Origin of the sequence: Streptomyces sp. NPDC088766 (assembly GCF_044750845.1) — a bacterium.
Classification (GTDB): Bacteria; Actinomycetota; Actinomycetes; order Streptomycetales; family Streptomycetaceae; genus Streptomyces.
In genome coordinates, this window is record NZ_JBIVKQ010000003.1 from 386682 (window position 1) to 404900 (window position 18219).

18 protein-coding genes are annotated in these 18219 nt (G+C 74.4%); 8 read left to right on the top strand and 10 right to left on the bottom strand.

Going from position 1 to position 18219, the window contains the following annotated elements; all coding sequences use genetic code 11:
• Positions 1-310: 310 nt before the first annotated feature.
• A complete protein-coding gene (locus tag ACIP5W_RS07050; protein WP_401467841.1) occupies positions 311-3097 on the top strand; it encodes an AAA family ATPase in 2787 nt (928 codons plus the stop codon).
• Between the two features lie 1174 nt (positions 3098-4271).
• On the top strand, positions 4272-5066 hold the full coding sequence (locus ACIP5W_RS07055) for a hemolysin III family protein (protein WP_401467844.1): 795 nt from the start codon (positions 4272-4274) through the stop codon (positions 5064-5066).
• 295 nt (positions 5067-5361) lie between these two features.
• On the opposite strand, the gene ACIP5W_RS07060 is transcribed toward ACIP5W_RS07055, so the two are convergent.
• Entirely contained in the window at positions 5362-5499 is a 138-nt protein-coding gene (locus ACIP5W_RS07060) for a hypothetical protein (protein ID WP_401467847.1), read from the bottom strand.
• Positions 5500-5565: 66 nt separating this feature from the next.
• Between ACIP5W_RS07060 and ACIP5W_RS07065 the strand changes: the two genes are divergently transcribed.
• Together ACIP5W_RS07065 and ACIP5W_RS07070 are read left to right on the top strand one after the other, a co-directional pair.
• Positions 5566-5937, top strand: coding sequence for a DUF952 domain-containing protein (locus ACIP5W_RS07065; protein WP_401467850.1), 372 nt, complete (start codon positions 5566-5568; stop codon positions 5935-5937).
• Positions 5928-6194 (top strand): CopG family transcriptional regulator, encoded by a 267-nt coding sequence (locus tag ACIP5W_RS07070; RefSeq protein WP_401467853.1) that lies wholly within the window; start codon positions 5928-5930, stop codon positions 6192-6194. Before ACIP5W_RS07065 ends, ACIP5W_RS07070 begins: the two co-directional genes overlap by 10 nt.
• A 44-nt stretch (positions 6195-6238) precedes the next feature.
• Here ACIP5W_RS07070 and ACIP5W_RS07075 read toward each other — a convergent pair whose 3' ends face one another.
• From ACIP5W_RS07075 to ACIP5W_RS07085, 3 genes are all read right to left on the bottom strand, one after another.
• On the bottom strand, positions 6239-6640 hold the full coding sequence (locus tag ACIP5W_RS07075) for a luciferase family protein (protein ID WP_401467856.1): 402 nt from the start codon (positions 6638-6640) through the stop codon (positions 6239-6241).
• Between the two features lie 396 nt (positions 6641-7036).
• On the bottom strand, positions 7037-7417 hold the full coding sequence (locus tag ACIP5W_RS07080) for a hypothetical protein (RefSeq protein WP_401467859.1): 381 nt from the start codon (positions 7415-7417) through the stop codon (positions 7037-7039).
• An 11-nt stretch (positions 7418-7428) separates the two neighbouring features.
• A complete protein-coding gene (locus tag ACIP5W_RS07085) occupies positions 7429-7809 on the bottom strand; it encodes an antibiotic biosynthesis monooxygenase family protein (protein WP_401467862.1) in 381 nt (126 codons plus the stop codon).
• A gap of 290 nt (positions 7810-8099) precedes the next feature.
• On the opposite strand from ACIP5W_RS07085, the gene ACIP5W_RS07090 reads away from it, so the two are divergent.
• Positions 8100-8921, top strand: coding sequence for a ferritin-like domain-containing protein (locus tag ACIP5W_RS07090; RefSeq protein WP_401467865.1), 822 nt, complete (start codon positions 8100-8102; stop codon positions 8919-8921).
• Here the strand turns inward: ACIP5W_RS07090 and ACIP5W_RS07095 are convergent.
• The 3 genes from ACIP5W_RS07095 to ACIP5W_RS07105 form a co-directional block, all read right to left on the bottom strand.
• Positions 8812-9207, bottom strand: a complete 396-nt coding sequence (locus ACIP5W_RS07095) for a MerR family transcriptional regulator (protein ID WP_401467868.1) — start codon at positions 9205-9207, stop codon at positions 8812-8814. The genes ACIP5W_RS07090 and ACIP5W_RS07095 overlap by 110 nt on opposite strands.
• Before the next feature lie 265 nt (positions 9208-9472).
• Positions 9473-11044, bottom strand: coding sequence for a DEAD/DEAH box helicase (locus ACIP5W_RS07100; RefSeq protein ID WP_401467871.1), 1572 nt, complete (start codon positions 11042-11044; stop codon positions 9473-9475).
• Between the two features lie 229 nt (positions 11045-11273).
• Positions 11274-11477: a cold-shock protein gene (locus tag ACIP5W_RS07105; RefSeq protein WP_363087555.1), complete on the bottom strand. Its 204-nt coding sequence runs from the start codon at positions 11475-11477 to the stop codon at positions 11274-11276.
• Between the two features lie 534 nt (positions 11478-12011).
• On the opposite strand from ACIP5W_RS07105, the gene ACIP5W_RS07110 reads away from it, so the two are divergent.
• Positions 12012-14234: an MMPL family transporter gene (locus ACIP5W_RS07110; protein WP_401467875.1), complete on the top strand. Its 2223-nt coding sequence runs from the start codon at positions 12012-12014 to the stop codon at positions 14232-14234.
• Positions 14235-14361: 127 nt separating this feature from the next.
• Positions 14362-15597, top strand: a complete 1236-nt coding sequence (locus tag ACIP5W_RS07115; RefSeq protein ID WP_401467878.1) for a sensor histidine kinase — start codon at positions 14362-14364, stop codon at positions 15595-15597.
• Positions 15598-15620: 23 nt separating this feature from the next.
• On the opposite strand, the gene ACIP5W_RS07120 is transcribed toward ACIP5W_RS07115, so the two are convergent.
• Both ACIP5W_RS07120 and ACIP5W_RS07125 read right to left on the bottom strand, forming a co-directional pair.
• Positions 15621-16169 (bottom strand): tellurite resistance TerB family protein, encoded by a 549-nt coding sequence (locus tag ACIP5W_RS07120; RefSeq protein WP_401467881.1) that lies wholly within the window; start codon positions 16167-16169, stop codon positions 15621-15623.
• A gap of 180 nt (positions 16170-16349) precedes the next feature.
• Complete coding sequence (locus ACIP5W_RS07125) at positions 16350-16673, bottom strand: SCO5918 family protein (RefSeq protein ID WP_401467884.1); 324 nt, start codon at positions 16671-16673, stop codon at positions 16350-16352.
• Positions 16674-17175: 502 nt separating this feature from the next.
• Here ACIP5W_RS07125 and ACIP5W_RS07130 point away from each other — a divergent pair.
• Positions 17176-17871: a hypothetical protein gene (locus tag ACIP5W_RS07130; RefSeq protein WP_401467886.1), complete on the top strand. Its 696-nt coding sequence runs from the start codon at positions 17176-17178 to the stop codon at positions 17869-17871.
• A gap of 10 nt (positions 17872-17881) precedes the next feature.
• Here ACIP5W_RS07130 and ACIP5W_RS07135 read toward each other — a convergent pair whose 3' ends face one another.
• On the bottom strand, positions 17882-18142 hold the full coding sequence (locus tag ACIP5W_RS07135) for a hypothetical protein (protein WP_401467889.1): 261 nt from the start codon (positions 18140-18142) through the stop codon (positions 17882-17884).
• Positions 18143-18219 lie beyond the last annotated feature (77 nt).

Sequence of the window (18219 nt, forward strand, 5' to 3'; positions counted from 1 at the left end):
GCAACCGTTTCCCCCCTGTTCACGAGCCCGCCATCCGGTGCGGACCGGTGGCGGGAGGACGTGTCCCACACTTCTGTGACGGCTGGGGCGGGCGCAATCGTGGAGCACCACGAGGTGCACCACGAGACCAGCGCGCCGGCCACCACGAGAAATGCCGTGCGTGGGCGTCGCGGCAGGTCAGAGGGGGTGTGGAAGGCGAGGTGCGGGGGCAGTGGAACCTCCCGCGCCCGGCCGTGAGCATCGCCACAACGACCGTACGCCCCCGGCGCAACCCGCGCACGGGTTTTCGCGTCCAGCCCGGGAGGCAGGCATGACCGGACCGCTGCGGGAACGCGAGCGGGCGCACGCGCTGCTCGCGGCCGAGGCCGAGCGCGCCCGCGCGGGCGGCGGCCGGTTCGTCCTGCTGCGCGGAGCCACCGGAACCGGCCGCTCCGCCATGCTGGAGGCCGCCGTCGCCCACGCGGCCGGCCGCGGCCTGCGCGTGCTGCGCGCCCGCTGCTCCCCCGAGGAAACCGCCGTCCCCTTCTCCTGCGTCCTCCATCTCCTCGACTCCGTGGCGGAGTTCGCCGACCTCGCCCCCGGACTCGACGACCGCGGCAGCGCCGCCCGGCTGTGGCGGGTGCTGCGCTCCCACGCCGAACGGTCCCCGGTGCTGGTGGCGGTCGACGACATCCACCTCGCGGACGAGTCCTCCCGCCGCTGGCTCGTGGAGGCGGCCCGCCGTCTCGACCGATTACCGGTACTGGTGGTGGCCACCGAACGCAGCCAGTACGACATCGACCAGCGGCCCGCGGGACTCACCCACGCCCTCTCGCCGTCCCTGGTCCGCACCCACACCCTCGCCCCACTCACCGACGACGCCGCCGCCGGCCTCGTGCGGACCGCCTTCCCCGCGGCGCCCGACGACTGGACCGCCGACTGCGTCCGGGCCGGCGCGGGCAACCCGCTGCTCCTGCACGCCCTCCTGGACGACCTGCACGACACCCCGCCGCCGGCGCCCGTGCCGCGGACCTGCGCCGCCCTGTACCCCGGCTCCTACCCGGCCGCCGTCTCCTGGTGGCTGGAGACCGCGGGCCCGGCGACGGCGGAGACCGCCCGCGCCCTGGCGATCCTGGAACAGACGGAACGGGCCCACTGCGGGAACTCGCACCGCACGGTCGCCGCGGTCTCCCTCGCCACCACGGCCGCCCTCCTCGCCGACGCCACCGGCGCGGACCCCGCCCGGGTGACCGGCTGGCTCACCGCGATGACCCGGCTCGGGCTGCTGCGGGCGGACGCGCGGGGCCGGCCCCGCTACGCGCACCCCCTGCTGCGGGACGCCGTGCTCGGCGGCTGGCCGGCCGCCCGCCGCCGGGCCGCACACCTCGCGGTCGCCGAGGCCATGCTGCGGCGCGGGGACCGGGTCGACGGCGTCGCCCGCCAGTTGCTGGGCAGCGGGACCGCCGGACCGCCCTGGGTGCTGCGGGTGCTGCGGGAGGCCGTCGCCGCCGCCGTCCGCGAGGGCCGCCCCCACGACGCGGTCGGCTACCTCCGCCGGGCCCTCGCCGAACCCCTCCCCGCCGACCTGCGCGGGCGGCTCCTGACCGAACTCGGCTCCCTGGAGTACGCCGCCGCCGACGCCCCCGCCGGCATCCCCCGGCTCACCGAGGCCCTCGACCTCCCGGCCGAACCCCGCGACCGGGTCCGCACCGCCCTCGCGCTGGGCACCGCCCTCGCGGGCCGCGGCGAGGTCCGGGCGGCGGTGGAGGTGCTGCGCGCACTGGAGGACCGGCTGACCGGCCACCCCGACCTGCTCCGCACCGTGCGGGCCGCGTCCGCGCTGCTGTCCGACCAGGACCAGACGGTCCGCCGCGAGGCCTACCGCCGGCTCACCGACACCGCGCAGCGCTCACCGGAACTGGTCGGCGCCACCGGCCAGGCCCTGCTCGTGCGGTACGCGGCGACCGCCGGGACGAGTTCGGCGCGGGCGGCGATGGACCGGCTGCGGGACCTGCTGACCGAACCGGCGGAACCGTTCGCCGAGCCCTTCCTGCTGGGCACCACGGCGGCCGTGGCCCAGTGGGCCGACGAACTCGACGAGGCGGAACGCCTGGTGGAACGCGGCCTGGCCGGCCAGCGCCCCTCCCTCCTGCACCCCATGCAACGGGCCCTGCACAACGTCCGCCTGGACATCACCGCGGCCCGCGGCGAGTACGCCCGCCTGCTCGGGGACGCCGGCACGCCCGCCCCGGCCGGCGCCCCCGCCCCGGCCGGCGGCCCCACCAACACCGACGCGCACGCCCTCCTGGCCCTCGTCGAGACCGGCCGCACGACGCAGGCACGGCAGCTCGCGGCCCGCTTCGACCTGCGCGACGCCCCCGACTCCTGGGAGCTGAACCGCTTCCTGTACGCACGCGGCACCCTGCGCCTGTGCGAGGGAGACACCGCCGGCGCCCTGCACGACTTCCTGGAGTGCGGCCGCCGCCAGTCGGCCCGCACCGTGCTCAGCCCCGTGGTCACCCCCTGGCGGACGGCGGCGGCCCAGTGCCGACTGGCCCTCGGCGGCCGCCGCGAGGCGCTCGCCCTGGCCGAGGAGGAACTGCGGCTGGCCCGCGTGTGGGACACCCCCCGCACGGTCGGCCGGGCCCTGCGCGTCCTCGCCCGCGCCACCGGCGGCCGACGCGGCCTGGACCTGGCAGAGGAGGCGGTGGCCCTGCTGCGCGACTCCCCGGCCGACGCCGAACTGATCGCCGCCCTCCTCACCCGGGGCCGCCTGCTGTCCGCCACCGGCGACCGGTCCCGCGCCCGCGAAAGCCTCCGCGAGGCCGCCGAACGCGCCGAACGCCTGGGCGCCGTACGCCTGCGCTCCCGGGCCGAGGAGGCCCTGCGCGCGGGCGGCGCCCGCCGCACCACCACCGCGCACACCGGCTCCGCCTCCCTCACCGGCAGCGAACGCCGCATCGCCGAACTGGCCGCCACCGGCCGCAGCAACACCGAGATAGCCGACCTCCTCCACGTGGCCCGCCGCACCGTGGAGACCCACCTGACCAGCACCTACCGCAAACTCGGCATACGCCACCGGACCGACCTGGGGGAAGCGCTGCGGGGGGAGGCCTAGGACCCCGGCCCGGCAGGCCCGGAAGATGCCGGGCCGGTCGTCGTCGGCCGGGGTCGGGGTGACGGTGACGTCGTAGCGGTCCCGGCCGTTCGGCCCGGTGACGGCGAAGGCGCGGCCCTGCCCGCGGAAGGTCTCGGGCCGGCCGGCCGGCCCGGCGGCGATGCCGGCGATCGTCTCGTCGCGGTGCCCGCCGTCCGCTGGAGCCCGAGCAGCGGGTTCGCCGCGGTCGCCACGCGCGGGGCAGGGCGCCCGCTCGGGTGAGCCGTCCTGCCGCCCCGCCGTCCGCCGTCCGCGCACGCGCGTCGGCGCAGGGAGGCGCGGGCACTGCGGACGGGCCGTGCGGCGACCGTTCACCTCCCTTGCGCCGGAGCGTCGCCGGGGCTGCCGCGGAGACCGGAACGGCCGGGTGGGACGCCCCCGCCCCGTCCGGGTGTCCGGTCCGCCGAGCGGGTGAGACCACCGTCCCGGCACTGTGCGAAGCCGATTACCTCGCCGACGGAACCGCAAAAATCTATCGTCGTCGGAGTAGACATTGGGTCGTGGCGTGGCTATGGTTTCTCTCGTAGCCAGAAGGACCCAAGGGCCCGGCAGACACGAACTGCCGGGCAGCAGTACCGCAGTTGCAGTGCGCAGGACGGTCCGGTGGTGGAGTTTCGAAGCCAGGGTTGTCGCAGGACGGTGACGGGACTGACGACCGGACCGGGTGGCCGCAGTGATCAGGGGCCACCGCACGCAGGACCGCGGTTGACGCGGTGGCAGTACCCGCAGGTGAAGTACGCAGTACCAGCAGTAATGGCAGTACGAGCAGTACGCAGTCCCCCGTTTGGCAAGCAGTTGATCACCGAGGGAAGAACGGAGGAGCCGAGCGCCATCAGGATCGCCCGGGCGAGTGCCTTGAACCCGGGTACCGCAGGACATCGATAGTGAGGTGGTCTCCGGTCGAGCAACCGCGATCCCGGCACCCCCGACAGCGTTCAGGTCGGGTGTGCGGAAACAGAGGGCCGGTGCAGTACGAAGGCCGGCAGATGGTGTAGCAGTTCCTTCGGGCCCTGGCGTCGTACGGCGCCAGGGCCCTCGACGTGTTCCAGGGAGAGGTGCGAGTGACAGCGGCCGACCCGCACCCCGCGGCGACGCGCGGGACCGCGCCTTTCCGCCGACTTCAGAAGACGAGCGCATGATCGCCGAAGATCCTCAGCCGCCGGCCCGCGAACGGGAACCCCGGCCCCACCCCGGCACCACGCCCCACCACCTCCCCGGCCCCGCGGTCGACGCGCCTGCCGGTACATCCGGCCGGCTGACCGCGGCCGCGGCCCTGGAGGACGGCGCCGAGCGCGCGGCGGCCGCACTGAAGCCCAGGATGCGCGGCTGGCTGCACGCCGGCGTGTTCCCCCTCGCCCTGGCCGGCGGCATCGTGCTGGTCGCCGTCTCGCGCTCGGCGGCGGCGGTGGCGGCCTGCTCGGTGTACGTGCTGTCGGCCTGCCTGCTCTTCGGCACCAGCGCCGTCTACCACCGCGGGACGTGGGGCCCGCGCGGGGAGGCGGTCCTGCGGCGGCTCGACCACGCGAACATCTTCCTGATCATCGCCGGCACCTACACGCCGCTGGCGGTACTGCTGCTCGACGCGGACCGGCAGCGGGTGCTGCTGGCCGCGGTGTGGGCGGGCGCCCTGGCCGGCATCGCCTTCCGCACCCTGTGGATCGGGGCGCCCCGATGGCTGTACACGCCGTGCTACATCGTGCTGGGCTGGGTGGCCGTCTTCTACCTGCCGGACTTCGCGCGCACCGGCGGCACCGCGGTCGTCGTCCTCGTCGTCGCGGGCGGCCTGCTGTACACCGCGGGCGCCGTCGTCTACGGACTCAAGCGCCCCGACCCGTCACCGGCCTGGTTCGGCTTCCACGAGGTCTTCCACGCCCTGACCATCGCCGCCTTCACCGCGCACTACACGGCCATCCTCCTGGCGGCCACGTGACGGACGCGGGGCGGGCCGGGGTCCCGCGGCCCCACGTCACCGTCCGCAGCAGGGTCCGGCAGTCGCGGCAGTACGCGACCGGTTCGGGGCTGCGCAGGCCTTTGCCGCAGCAGTCGCAGTGCGTCATGGGGCGCACGGCGGGCGGTGGCGGAGGCGGAGCGCGCAACGGCAACGGGGCCGGCCGCCGACGGGCGAGACGGCGGGCCGGGAAGCCCGCCGTCCGACGCAGTTCCCCGGGCGGGAGGCCGGCGGTCAGGGCATCGCGTACGGCCCTGGAGGGCGCCTCCCTCTCCGGTCAGGCCGCGACGCCCGCCGCCGGGTGGGCGATGCCGGATGCGGAGAGCAGCGGGCGGGAGTCCCGGCGGCGCGGCTCGGCCAGGACGTCGATCGCCTGCTGGAGCAGTCCGGGGCCCTTGTCCGAGGGCTGCGGCACGGGCGGCAGCGCCTTGCCCGTGGCGTACGCCGCCGGACGAACCCCGCACCGGGATATAACCGGACGATGATCTACCACCTGGTCCCGAAGACGGAGTGGGACGCCCGCCCCGACCGTCCGTACGCGCCCGCCTCCCTCGGCGAGGAGGGCTTCGTGCACTGTTCGCCCGACGAGGCGACGACGCTGGCCGTCGCCAACGCCTTCTACCGCACGGCCCCCAGACCGCTCCTGGCGCTCCTCGTCGACGAGGACCGCCTGACCGCCCGCTGCGCGTGGGAGGCGGCGGCCCCGGCCCCACCACCGGGTGTCCCCGACTCCACCCGGTTCCCCCACGTCTTCGGTCCCCTCGACCGTGACGCGGTCACCGCTGTGCTGGAAGTCCGGTGGGACGAGAACGACATGGCGACGGGACTGACTACGCTGGGTGCATGTCGCTGAAACGCATCGACGTCTACGCCGACCCCGAGGACCTGGCGATCATCAGGGAAGCGGCCGCGCGGCGGGGTGTGAGCGAGGCGGAGATCATCCGGCAGGGCATCCACCTCGCGGCGATGGCCAACCGGGTCCGGGACGAACCGCTGTTCTCCCGCACCGCCGAGGGGCCCGCTCGTACGGCGTCCCGGGCCGAGGTCCGTGACGCCGTCGCCGACGCCGTACGCCGCCAGAGCGGACCGGCCTCGGAGCGCACCGCCTGAACCCCGGTGGTGCCGGCCGGACATCGGCCCGGCACGGCCCCGCCTCAGCGGTCGTCCGGATCGTCGCGCGGCACCAGCGTGACCCGGTGCAGGTTGCAGGTGAAGGGGGACGGCGCCGGGGCGGCGACCGGGCCCTGCGAGAGGTGGGCCTTGAGGGCGACACTGACCAGGCTCATCAACAGGTCGACGTCGGTGTCGCAGTCGAGGTGGACGGTGACCCAGCGGGAACCGGGCACCACCCGCACCGCCGTCGACCCCATGAGGTCGGAGTGGATCCGCCGGATGGCCGGGACGGTCAGATGCAGGTCCACGTCCCGGTCGGAGTGGAAGTGGAGTATCTCGCTGTGGACGGAGCGCAAGGCCCGTCCTGCGCCACAACTGGCCTGTCCCGTACTGAGGTCGGGCCAGACTTCCAGTCGCGCCATGGCGCGCTCGGCCAGAGTCATGGCCTCATGGTCGCTCGCCGACCGCCCGGCTACCAGGGGTTGAACGAAATGTGACCGGGGCGTGAGGTCGTCACCACGCGCCGTACGTGAACCGTGACGTTTCGGCCACCTTCCCGGTGCTCTCCTCCGCACCGGCACGCACCCGCGCACCAGTTGGGAACGTGCGTCCGATCCCGGCCGTCGGGTCGCGCTCCGCCCTCCCGGCAGCGTCCGGCATCCGGTGCGGGCCCGGCATCACCGCCCATGGCGATGTCCGCGCACCTGACGTCCGCGGCCCGCGCGCCCCGCGGCCGCCGCTCCGGCATCCGCGCCGCGAGCCGCAGCAGGGCGGGGGCCGCAGCAGGGCGGGGCCGGGAAGTGTCCGGCCCACCCGGCCTGCCGCCCCTCAGTGCTCCGTCACTGGTCCGCGTACCTGAGGTCTCCGATCGTCCACGCGCTCACGTCCTCCAGGGCGACGCGGTACATGCCGCCCGTGTCGGGGATGCCGACGTTGCCCTGGAGGATGCGTGCCACGTGGAAGTGCAGGTGGGTGGGCCGTCCGGCCCGTGGTTCGGGAGGTGTGCCGGTGCCGTCCGCGCGGGTGAACACCGAGGAGAAGGCCCCGAGTTGATCGGAGGCCTCGAGCACCTCCGCCACCCGCTGCTTCCACAGGGTCTCCGGTGCGAGCCGGCCCGTGATCACGGCCCCGGGGATCACCACGGTGAGGGACATCCGACTGTTGTGCTCCGACTCCACCCTTGCGGCGATGTCGACGAGCAGGTCATCAGCGTGCGCCATGAGTGTGGAGCCTACTCGGTGGCGGGTCCGCTCTGCCCGGGGGAGGCCTGCTGGACCACCTCGAAGGACCACAGCGTGGCACCCGAGGCGGCCGGTTTCGGCCGTTCTGCGCCCTCGGCACCGCCCTCGGCACCGCCCTCGGCACCGCCCTCGCCGGAGCCGCCGCCGTGCGCCGCCTGGGCCCGCCCGGACATCCAGTTCCGGAAGTCCTCCTCGCTGCGCCAGCGCGTGTAGACGAGGTAGGTGTCGGTGCCCTCCACCGGGCGCAGCAGCTCGAACCACTCGAACCCGTCCGAGTTCTCGACCGCGCCCGCCCGCGCGGCGAACCGCTTCTCCAGCGTCTCGCGCTGCTCCTCCGGAACGGTCAGCACATTGATCTTGACGATGCTCATGCCCCCATTGTCCGCCGTCCGCGAGGAGGGCGCCCACCGGCCCCGCTCCCGGCCGGCCGGCGCCCACGGCTGACGCATCGTCATCGCCGCGGCCGAAACGGCGGGTTGCGGCCGACCGGCACCGCTGAGCGGCCGCCGCGCCGACCACCCGCGAAACCAGCACATCTGTGCGAGTGGGGCCGTTAGGTTGATCCCATGGAACAGGGTGGGGAACCGCGACTCCCGTCGAACCGGCGGGCCGACGCGGGCGGCCGCGGCGGTCCCGAGGCCCTTTGGCCCGCGGGGGCCCGGTGACCGGGTCCGGCCGCGACGGCTTCGCGCCGTGGACGCGGCACTTCGAGGACGAGCGCGAGCGCCGTGACGCCCGGGGCGACCCGGACTGGGCGCGGGGCGCGGCACTGCACCCGGCGGTGTGGTCCGGCATCCAGCGCTTCCAGGTCGGTGAGGACGGCGACGGCGCCAACCTCGTCGCCAAGGCCGACCGGGCCGGTGACCCCGACTACGCGCGGGCGGTCCGGCTGTTCGTCGCCGAGGAGCGCGACCACGCCCGCCTCCTCGCCCGGCTGCTGGCCGCGGGCGGCAGGCCGACCCTGGCCGGCCACTGGACCGACACCGTCTTCGTACGGCTGCGGCGGCTCATGGGCCTGCGCCTGGAACTGCTCGTGCTGATGATCGCGGAGGTGGTGGCACTGCGGTACTACCGCGCCCTGCGCGACGGCACCGACGACCCGCTCACCGCGGACGTCGCCGGCCGGATCCTCGCCGACGAACAGCGCCACGTGCCCTTCCACTGCGAGCGGCTGCACGCCTGTCTCGCGGAGCTGCCCCGGCCGGTCCGGCACCCCGTGCTGACGTCGTGGCGGGTGCTCCTGCTCGCGGCGTCGCTGGTCGTCGCCGTCGACCACGGTCCGGGACTGCGCCGGCTCGGCCTCGGACGCCGGCGTTTCGTGGCGGACGTCATGGCCTCCTCCGGTGCGGTGGTCTCCGCCGTGCTCGCACCGGTCAGCCGGAACCCCGTCCCGAACCGGAACCCGAAGGCGAATTCGAGCGGGAACGTGCGTGCGGAGGGGAATCCTGCGCCTCGCTCGCGGCCCGACGGTACTCGTCGTTGATCCGCCTGGCCTCCTCGAGCTGGTCCTCCAGGATGACGATGCGGCACGCGGCCTCGATCGGGGTGCCCTTGTCGACCAGCTCGCGGGCGCGGGCGGCGATGCGCAGCTGGTAGCGCGAGTACCGGCGGTGCCCGCCCTCCGAGCGGAGCGGACTGATCAGGCGGGCCTCCCCGATGGCCCGGAGGAAGCCGGGGGTGGTGCCGAGCATCTCGGCCGCCCGGCCCATCGAGTACGCCGGGTAGTCGTCGTCGTCCAGACGACCGCTGAGCGGGTTGTCTGCTGTCATGTCACCTCGTTGATCGCCGCGTAGAAGGGCCCTGCCGCTGTCCGGCACCCGGGCCCCTGAGGAGATTCAACACCGTCCACGGGTCCCGCCGCCGTGCCGGTCCGCCGTTACGGGTACCCCGCTCTGCCGTCCCCCGTGCCGGACCGCCCCCGGCCGGGCATGCGCAAGGGCCCCGCCGGCAACTGCCGACGAGGCCCTTCCGTGCAGGTGGGAGGCGGTTCACCGGCCGTTCCCGCACGCCCTGGGGCGTGGTGTTTCCCTCTGGTCAGGCCGCCGAACCGAAGGCGGACCGGCGCTGGGACCGGCCGCGCGAGGACGACGCGTCGCCGGAGGACCGGCCCCGCTCGCCGCCGCGCTCGCCGCCGCGTGCGCCCCGGTCGCCGCCGCGCTCGCCGCCACCGCCGCCACCGCGGCCGCGACGGCCGCGGGAGGACGAGCCGCCCGAGGAGGCGGAGCGCCGGGGGCGCTCCACGACCGGTGCGGTGATCACGACGGGGACGCCGGACGGGGCCTGAGCACCGGTGATACGGCTCAGCTCCTCCTCGCCCGAGCGGACCGCGGTGACCTGCGCGGTGACACCGGCCGCGGCCGTCAGCCGGCTCATGGCGCGCCGCTGGTCCGGGGTCACGAGGGTGACGACACTGCCGGACTCGCCCGCACGGGCGGTACGGCCGCCGCGGTGCAGGTAGTCCTTGGGGTCGGTCGGCGGATCCACGTTGACGACCAGGTCCAGGCTGTCGACGTGGATGCCGCGCGCGGCCACGTTCGTCGCGACGAGCACGGTCACGTGGCCCGTCTTGAACTGGTCCAGCGTCCGGGTGCGCTGCGGCTGTGACTTGCCGCCGTGCAGGGCGGCGGCGCGCACACCGTTGTTCAGCAGGTGCTTGGTCAGCCGGTCCACCGCGTGCTTGGTGTCCAGGAACATGATCACGCGGCCGTCGCGGGCCGCGATCTCGGTGGTCGTGCGCTGCTTGTCCGTGTCGTGGACGTGCAGGACGTGGTGCTCCATCGTGGTGACCGCGCCGGCCGACGGGTCGACGGAGTGGACGACCGGGTCGGAGAGGTAGCGGCGGACCAGCCGGTCGACGTTGCGGTCCAGGGTGGCCGAGAACAGCATCCGCTGGCCGTCGGGCTTCACCTGGTCGAGCAGCGCCGTGACCTGCGGCATGAAGCCCATGTCGGCCATCTGGTCGGCCTCGTCGAGGACGGTGATGCGGACCTCGTCGAGGCGGCAGTCGCCCCGGTCGATGAGGTCCTTCAGCCGTCCCGGCGTGGCGACGACGACCTCGGCGCCGCCCCGCAGAGCGCTCGCCTGGCGGCCGATCGACATGCCGCCGACGACGGTGGCCAGCCGCAGCCGCACGGCGCGGGCGTACGGCGTGAGCGCGTCGGTGACCTGCTGGGCCAGCTCGCGGGTCGGCACGAGGACGAGGGCGAGCGGCTGACGCGGCTCGGCCCGCAGGCCCGCCGTACGGGCCAGCACCGCGAGGCCGAACGCGAGGGTCTTGCCGGAGCCGGTGCGGCCGCGGCCGAGGACGTCACGGCCGGCCAGGGAGTTCGGCAGGGTGGCGCCCTGGATGGGGAACGGGACGGTCATGCCCTCGTTGGTCAGCGCGGTCGCCAGCGGCGCGGGCAGACCCAGGTCGCCGAACGACTCGACGGCGGGCAGCGGGGGCGTCACTGTCTCCGGCAGCGCGAACTCGCCCTGCTGCGCCATCGGCCGGCGGCCGGCGCCGCCCTGCGAACGACGGGGCCCGGAGGAGCGGTTGCCGGAGGAGCGCTGCGGGGCGCCTGCGGAGCGGCCGTAGGAGCGGGCGCCGGAACGTGCACGGTTCATGCGGGGGAACCTTCCTTGATGCGGCGCGTATCAAGGAATTCCCGGAGCACGTGAAAGGCGCGGAGAATTGCGAGAACGAGCCGGAGTGGGTGGGGCCGAAACAGGTGGACGGGAAACGCGTCACCGTCCTGCGGGAAATCAGGTAATCCCGCGCGGCACCCGGAAAAGCGGCGAGCCGGGGCCCGCACCCCACGGTGCGGGCCCCGGCTGCGTCACGCGTCAGGCAGGGTCAGGCGGGAACGATGTTCTCCGCCGTCGGGCCCTTCTGGCCCTGAGCGATGTCGAACGACACCTTCTGGCCTTCCTGGAGCTCACGGAAGCCCTGGGTCGCGATGTTCGAGTAGTGAGCGAAGACGTCGGGACCGCCGCCGTCCTGCTCGATGAAGCCGAAGCCCTTTTCAGAGTTGAACCACTTCACGGTGCCGCTGGCCATTTTGTTCTCCTTCGGGACGGTTCGGAGTCACCCTGTGTGCCTCCGGTCGCCGTGATGATCACCCCGATGGAAAAACCTTCTGGCAACCACAACTGCAACTGACGACGACAGTAGCACGGTGCGTTCGGCCGAGTGCGTGGCACGATTTCGCCTGGTGAGCGGGGTGCGGGAATATTCACCGGGCGCTGCGCCAATTTCTCACCTGGTGACCACAGATATTGCTCCACCGGCGCCCTCGTCTTCCGTCCGGAGGTGCCGGGAGCACCCCCGTGACCTCCTACGACGATCGATACGGGCGCCACCGCGCGTGAAACCCCCGCACCCCCGAATTCCCTCCGAATGCGACGAAGGACACATCGGTGGGAACACGAGTCCGATGCGCGGGCCGTTCCGTAGTCCTGCCGGTGGATCCCGGAGGGCCCGCCGTACTGCGTTCTCAGTAGGAGGGATTGTCGGCAGGCGGACGACGACAGGCCGGGGGTGGTGCGGCGAGTCTGGGCGGACAGTCGGCACCAGATGCGGAGACCCCCTGTCGTGGCTACTTTCCTCTATCGCGTGGGCCGCCTGGCCTTCCGGCGGCGCTGGTACGTCGCCCTGGTCTGGGCGGCGGTCCTGGCCGCCGTCGGGCTGGGCGCCCTCAAGGCCCCCGGAGCCGCCGACGAGCAGTTCTCGATGCCGGGCATCGAGTCCCAGAAGGCGTTCGACCTGCTGGACCAGCGCTTCCCCGGGGCCTCCGCCGACGGCGCCACCGCGCGGGTCGTCTTCGTCGCGCCGGACGGCCGGCAGGTGACCGCGGCCGACAGCAGGCGGGCCGTCGAGGACGCGGTGGCCGAGCTGGCCGACGGACCGCAGGTCGCGAGCGCCGCCGACCCGTTCCGGGCGCGGGCGGTCAGCGAGGACGGCTCGACGGCGTACACGACCGTCACCTACAAGGTCGCGGCGAACGAACTCACCGACGACAGCAGGGCCCGCCTGGACCGGGCCCTCGCGGACGCCCGGGACGCCGGCCTGACCGTCGAGGCCGGCGGGAACGCCCTGGAGAACGGCGCCGGGCCGGGCGGCGTCGCCGAGATCATCGGCATCTCGATCGCCGCGGTCGTCCTGCTCGTCACCTTCGGTTCGCTCGCCGCGGCCGGACTGCCCCTGCTGACCGCGATCATCGGCGTCGGCGTGAGCATGGCCACGATCACGGCCCTCTCCGACGCCCTCGGCCTGTCCACGACGACCGGCACCCTGGCGATGATGCTCGGCCTGGCGGTCGGCATCGACTACGCCCTGTTCGTCGTCTCCCGCTACCGCGAGGAACGGGCCCACGGCCGGACACCCGAGGAGGCGACCGGTCTCGCGGTCGGCACCGCCGGGTCGGCGGTCGTCTTCGCGGGTCTCACCGTCGTCATCGCCCTGGCCGGACTCGCCGTCGTCGGCATCCCGATGCTCACCAAGATGGGCCTCGCCGCGGCGGGCGCGGTCGTCCTCGCCGTACTGATCGCGCTGACGCTGGTGCCGGCGTTCCTCGGGTTCTGGCCGAACGCCGTGCTGGCGCGCAGGGCCCGCAGGAGCGGCCGGGTCGAGGGCGGCACCGGTGACAACGGCGGCACCCGCTGGGCCCGGTTCGTGCTGCGCCGCCCGCTGCCCGTGCTGCTGCTCGGCGTGGTGGGCCTGGGCGCGCTCGCGCTGCCCGTGGCCGACCTGCAACTGGGCATGCCCGGCGACGAGGCGAAGCCCACCTCCACCACCGAGCGCCGGGCCTACGACGCGCTCGCCGACGGCTTCGGACCCGGCTTCAACGGGCCCCTGACCATCGTCGTCGACGCGCGGGGCGACGACGACCCGAAGGCGGCCGCCCAGGCCGTCGCCGACCGCGTCGGCGGCACCGAGGGAGTCGTCTCGGTCTCCCCGGCCCGCTTCAACGAGGCCGGTGACACCGCCGTCTTCTCGGTCGTGCCGTCCACCGCGCCGACCGACGAGCGCACCAAGGACCTGGTGAAGACCATCCGGGGCGAGCGCCCCGGCGTCGAGGCCGAGACCGGCGCGACCTTCGAGGTCACCGGCAGCACCGCGCTGAACATCGACATCGCCGACAAGGTCCAGGCCGCGCTGGTCCCCTACCTGATCGTCGTGGTCGGCCTGGCGGTCGTGCTGCTGATGCTGGTCTTCCGGTCCCTGCTCGTCCCGCTCAAGGCGGCCCTCGGGTTCCTGCTGTCGGTGCTGGCCTCCCTCGGCGCGGTCGTCGTGGTCTTCCAGCAGGGCCACGGCGCCGGGATCCTCGGTGTGGAACAGACCGGCCCGATCATGAGCCTGATGCCGATCTTCCTGGTGGGCATCGTGTTCGGCCTCGCCATGGACTACGAGGTCTTCCTCGTCTCCCGCATGCGCGAGGCGTACGTCCACGGCGAGCGGCCCGGCCAGGCGGTCACCTCCGGCTTCCGGCACAGCGCGCGGGTGGTCGTGGCCGCCGCGCTGATCATGATCGCGGTCTTCGCAGGGTTCATCGGCGAGCACGACTCCATGATCAAGATGATCGGGTTCGGGCTGGCCGGGGCCGTCCTCTTCGACGCCTTCGTCGTCCGGATGGCGATCGTGCCCGCCGTGCTCGCCCTGCTCGGCGCCAGGGCCTGGTGGCTGCCCGGGTGGCTGGACCGGATCCTGCCCCGCGTCGACGTGGAGGGCGAGGCGCTCGCCCGGCGGCCCGCCCCCGGCGACCGGGACCCGGCCGACGAGCCGGCCGCCGCCGGCCTGGAGCCGGCCCGCACCTGAGCCTGCCCCACTCCCCGCCGCCCGACCGGGACCGTCCGTGGTGAACGCCACGGGCGGTCCCGTCGCCCCACCACGGCGGCGCAGGTCACGATGGACCCCGCACCGCCGACCGGAGAGCCGAACCCCGATGAGCAGCAGTCTCGAGCGCTACACGGACCGCGTCGAGAAGTACTCGGCACGCGTAGGGAAGTACGCGGACCGCCACCCCCGCCTCATCGACCCGGCGGTGGTCCTCGGGCTGATGGGCTGCGCGAGCCTCGGCAGTTCCCTCACCATGCCCGGCATCGCCCCGCCCGACCGCAGCGGGACCTGCACCGCACTGATGGGCATCTCCTGCCTCGCGCTGCTGCGGTACCGCAGCCACCCGCGCACCGCGGTCGTCGTCACCACGGTCTGCACGGTGGTCGCGGTCGTGCTCGGCTACCTGGTCACCCCGCTGCTGCTGGCCCCGATCATGGCGGCGCTCTACTGGCTGGCCGTGCTCACCGATCCCGGGACGACCCGCGCCTTCGGCGTCGGCACGACCCTGGCGGTGACGGCCGCGGCCGTCTTCTCCGACAGCATGGACGGCCTCTCCCTGCTGCTCAGGACGATCGGCCCGGTCTTCTGGCTGATGCTGCCCATCGCCGCCGGCACCATGACCCGGCTGCGGCGCGCCTACCTCCAGGCCGTCCAGGCCCGCGCCGAGCACGCCGAACGCACCCGGGAGGAGGAGGCCCGGCTGCGCGTCACGGAGGAGCGCATGCGCATCGCCCGGGAACTGCACGACGTCGTCGCGCACCACCTGGCGCTGGCCAACGCCCAGGCCGGCACCGCCGCCCACCTCGCGCTCACCCGCCCGGAGCAGACGAAGCGGATCCTCACCGACCTGACCGGCACCACGTCCTCCGCGCTGCGCGAGCTGAAGGCGACGCTGGGACTGCTGCGCCGACACGACGACCCGGCCGCCGGCCCGCTGGAACCGGCCCCGGGCCTGGCCCGCCTGCCCGAGCTGGTCGCGGCGTGCGAGTCCGCGGGGCTCACCGTCACGGTCACCACCGAGGGGGAGCCCCGGCCGCTGTCGCCGGGGGCCGACCTGACCGCGTTCCGCATCGTGCAGGAGGCGCTCACCAACGTCACCAAGCACGCGGGCAGTCACTGCGCGCGGGTACGGCTGGTGTACTCAGGGTCCCGGCTGGTGATCACGGTCAGCGACGACGGCCCGGCCACCACGGCACCGCCCGCGACCGCGCCGGGCCGCGGCTTCGGTGTCCTGGGCATGCGCGAACGCGCCCACTCCATCGGCGGCGAACTGCGTCTGGGCCCCCGCCCGGAGGGCGGCTTCGAGGTCACGACGGCACTGCCGCTGATCCCCGAAGCCTGACCGCCGCCGGTGCGGGGAGGGACTCAGAGGCCGAACTCCTGTGCCGACAGACCGAGGACCGAGCAGGCCTCGCGCAGGACCTGCTCCTCGGCCGGCGCGACATACCCGTCCGCACCCGCGACGACGAACCCGGTCTGGACGACGGCTCTGGCCTCCGTCGGCTTCTTCGCGGCCTTGGCGATCTCCTGGAGGACCTCGGCCTTGCCCTGGGGGAAGTCGAACGCCAGCCGGTCGACGTGCTTGTTGAAGCGCTGGCGCAGCTGCTCGGGCGGGAAGTTCTGCAGGACGTCGTTGTGCAGGATGAGCGACTCCACGTGCTGCCGCTCGGCCGGGTCGACGTGCCCGTCGGCGGCGGCGACCAGGGCGCACATCGCCATGCTGGCGTCGCGGTAGGCGCCGCTCTTCAACTCGGTCTTGAGAGAGGTGAGCTGGGACTTGAGCGTGCTCACCAGCTGGGCGCGCGAACCGCCCGGGCCCGCGGCCCCCGGCCGCCCGTGGCCGCCGGTGCCCCGCGCCCCCTGTGCCTGCTGGAGCCCCTTGGCCTGGTCCTTGATCCGATCCCACATCGCCACGCGTGCCACCCTCGGCTTCAGCCCTGTCGTTCCGGTCCGACGCGCGGCTCGCACGCGTCATCCTGCCAACGGCCGCCGCGGCGGCGAAGTTCCACGCCGGCCGGGCCGCCGGGCGGGGCCGCGCTCAGGGCGTCGGCGCGGCCGTGGGGCACGGCGCCGGCGTGATGCTTCCGTCCGTGCTCACACGCCCCGCGGGTCGGGGCCGCCGAGCATCTGTGACGCGGACTGCAGGGCGCTCGGGGAACCGGCGCCCACGGGCGCGGCCTCCTCGGGCAGGCCGTGGCAGGTGAAGCCGAGACGGCGCATGGCCCGGACGACCTCGCCGCTGCTGAAGTCCCGCCGGTCCTGCCGGGTGACGACCTCGCCGACCTGCTTGACCGGGTAGCGGCGGCGGCCGACGGTGACGGACTCGCCCGTGATCAGCTCGGGAGTGACGCCCGCCATCGCGACCAGCACCCCGCTCTTGGTCAGGTCGAACGGGTACCGGGCGATGACACAGCGCATGTTGCCTCACAGAGCGAAGAGAAGGGACTGCCCCGGGGAGACGGGGACCAGGGGAAGGGCGAGCGGTGGGGGAAGGGCGGGTGCGTGCCGCATCCCCCGGATACAGCGAACTGGGGCCCGCACCCCAAGGTGCGGGCCCCAGCTGCGAAGTGCGGGTCGGTACCGGTACCGGGCGGCGACGGCACCGGAAATCGACAGTAGCACGGGCCGATCGGGCCCGTCCGGTCCGGAATTTCCGTCACCCGGACGAGCCCCGCGGCCACCCGGACGAGCCCCGCGGCCGCCCGGACGAGCCTCGCGGCCGCCCGGACGAGACCGTCGGCCCTGCCGGACGAGGGGCCCGGCCGCTTGAACGAAAGTTCGGCCATCGGGGTGCCGGCCACGCCCTGGAGTACCTTGAAGGGGCCGGGAGTGTCTCGTGCACCGGCCGCCCGCCGCTGCCGTTCCCGGTGACCGACGACGCCGGACCGGATTCGTCCGCGCCCGGAGCAGGGCTCGCCCCATGACCGTGAACGTGCCCGGCCGGCCGGCGACCCGGGAGCCCGCGCGGCCCGGTGTCCACCGGTGGCCCCTCGAACCGCGACGCGACCGCGGACCGGGTCCCACCCCCCGGGACCAGGACCCGTCCTCCCGGGACGCCGACCGCGTCCGCGCGCTGAGCCGGGGTCAGGTCGAGGACCGGCTGCGGCAGTTGGGCGACCTGTACGCGGACACCGTCGGCGGCAGGCCGTGGGCGAGGGAGCGGGACCGGGACGCCTTCCTGCGGGGGCTCGCCGTCGACCTGCGACGGCCGGGGTTCGCGCTGCTGATCGCCGAGACCACCGTGGTCACCGGGTGCGCCTACGGCTTTCCCGTGGACGACCGCGGGGCCTGGTGGCGGGGTGTGCGTACGGACGGGAACCCGCCGGCGGACCTGCGCTGCCCGGCCGCCTCCGGGCGGCTCTTCGCGATCTCCCGGATCGTCGTCCGGCCCGCCGTGCGGACACGGCACCAGGGCCGTGACGGGAACCTCGCCCGGCGTCTCCAGCGGCGGCTGCTCGCCGACCACGACGCGACGGCCGGGATCACGCTGGTGAGCCGTACCGACGCCGGGATGCTGAAGGCACTGCGGTCCTGGGGCTGGCGGGAGGCCGAGGCGGACGCCGGCGGCGAGCCGCTGCCCGCCTCGGCCTGGCATCTCCTGGTCCTCGACGCCTGAGGACGGGCGGTCAGACCTCGTCGGTGTGCGCGGGGTCCTTCGAGGAGGACTCGCTGGCCGACAGCCAGGACCGGGCGGGCCCGGCGGCCTGCGTGGTGTCGATGGTGAGGTGCAGCCGGGTCCCGCCCTCCTGGCCGGCCGGATAACTGCGCTGCTCGGCCGAGGCGAAACAGCGGCGCAGCACCTCGGCGACACGGCGCGCGACGTCCGGCGTCGCCGCGACGACACGGACCTCCGCGTACCCCTCCGAGGGCAACGGCTCTTGATCCACTCAGGCCTCCCGTACTTGTGTGCCGACGCGCTGACGACGTACGGCCCGCCCCTCGAAGCCTATGCCCGCCCGCCGGT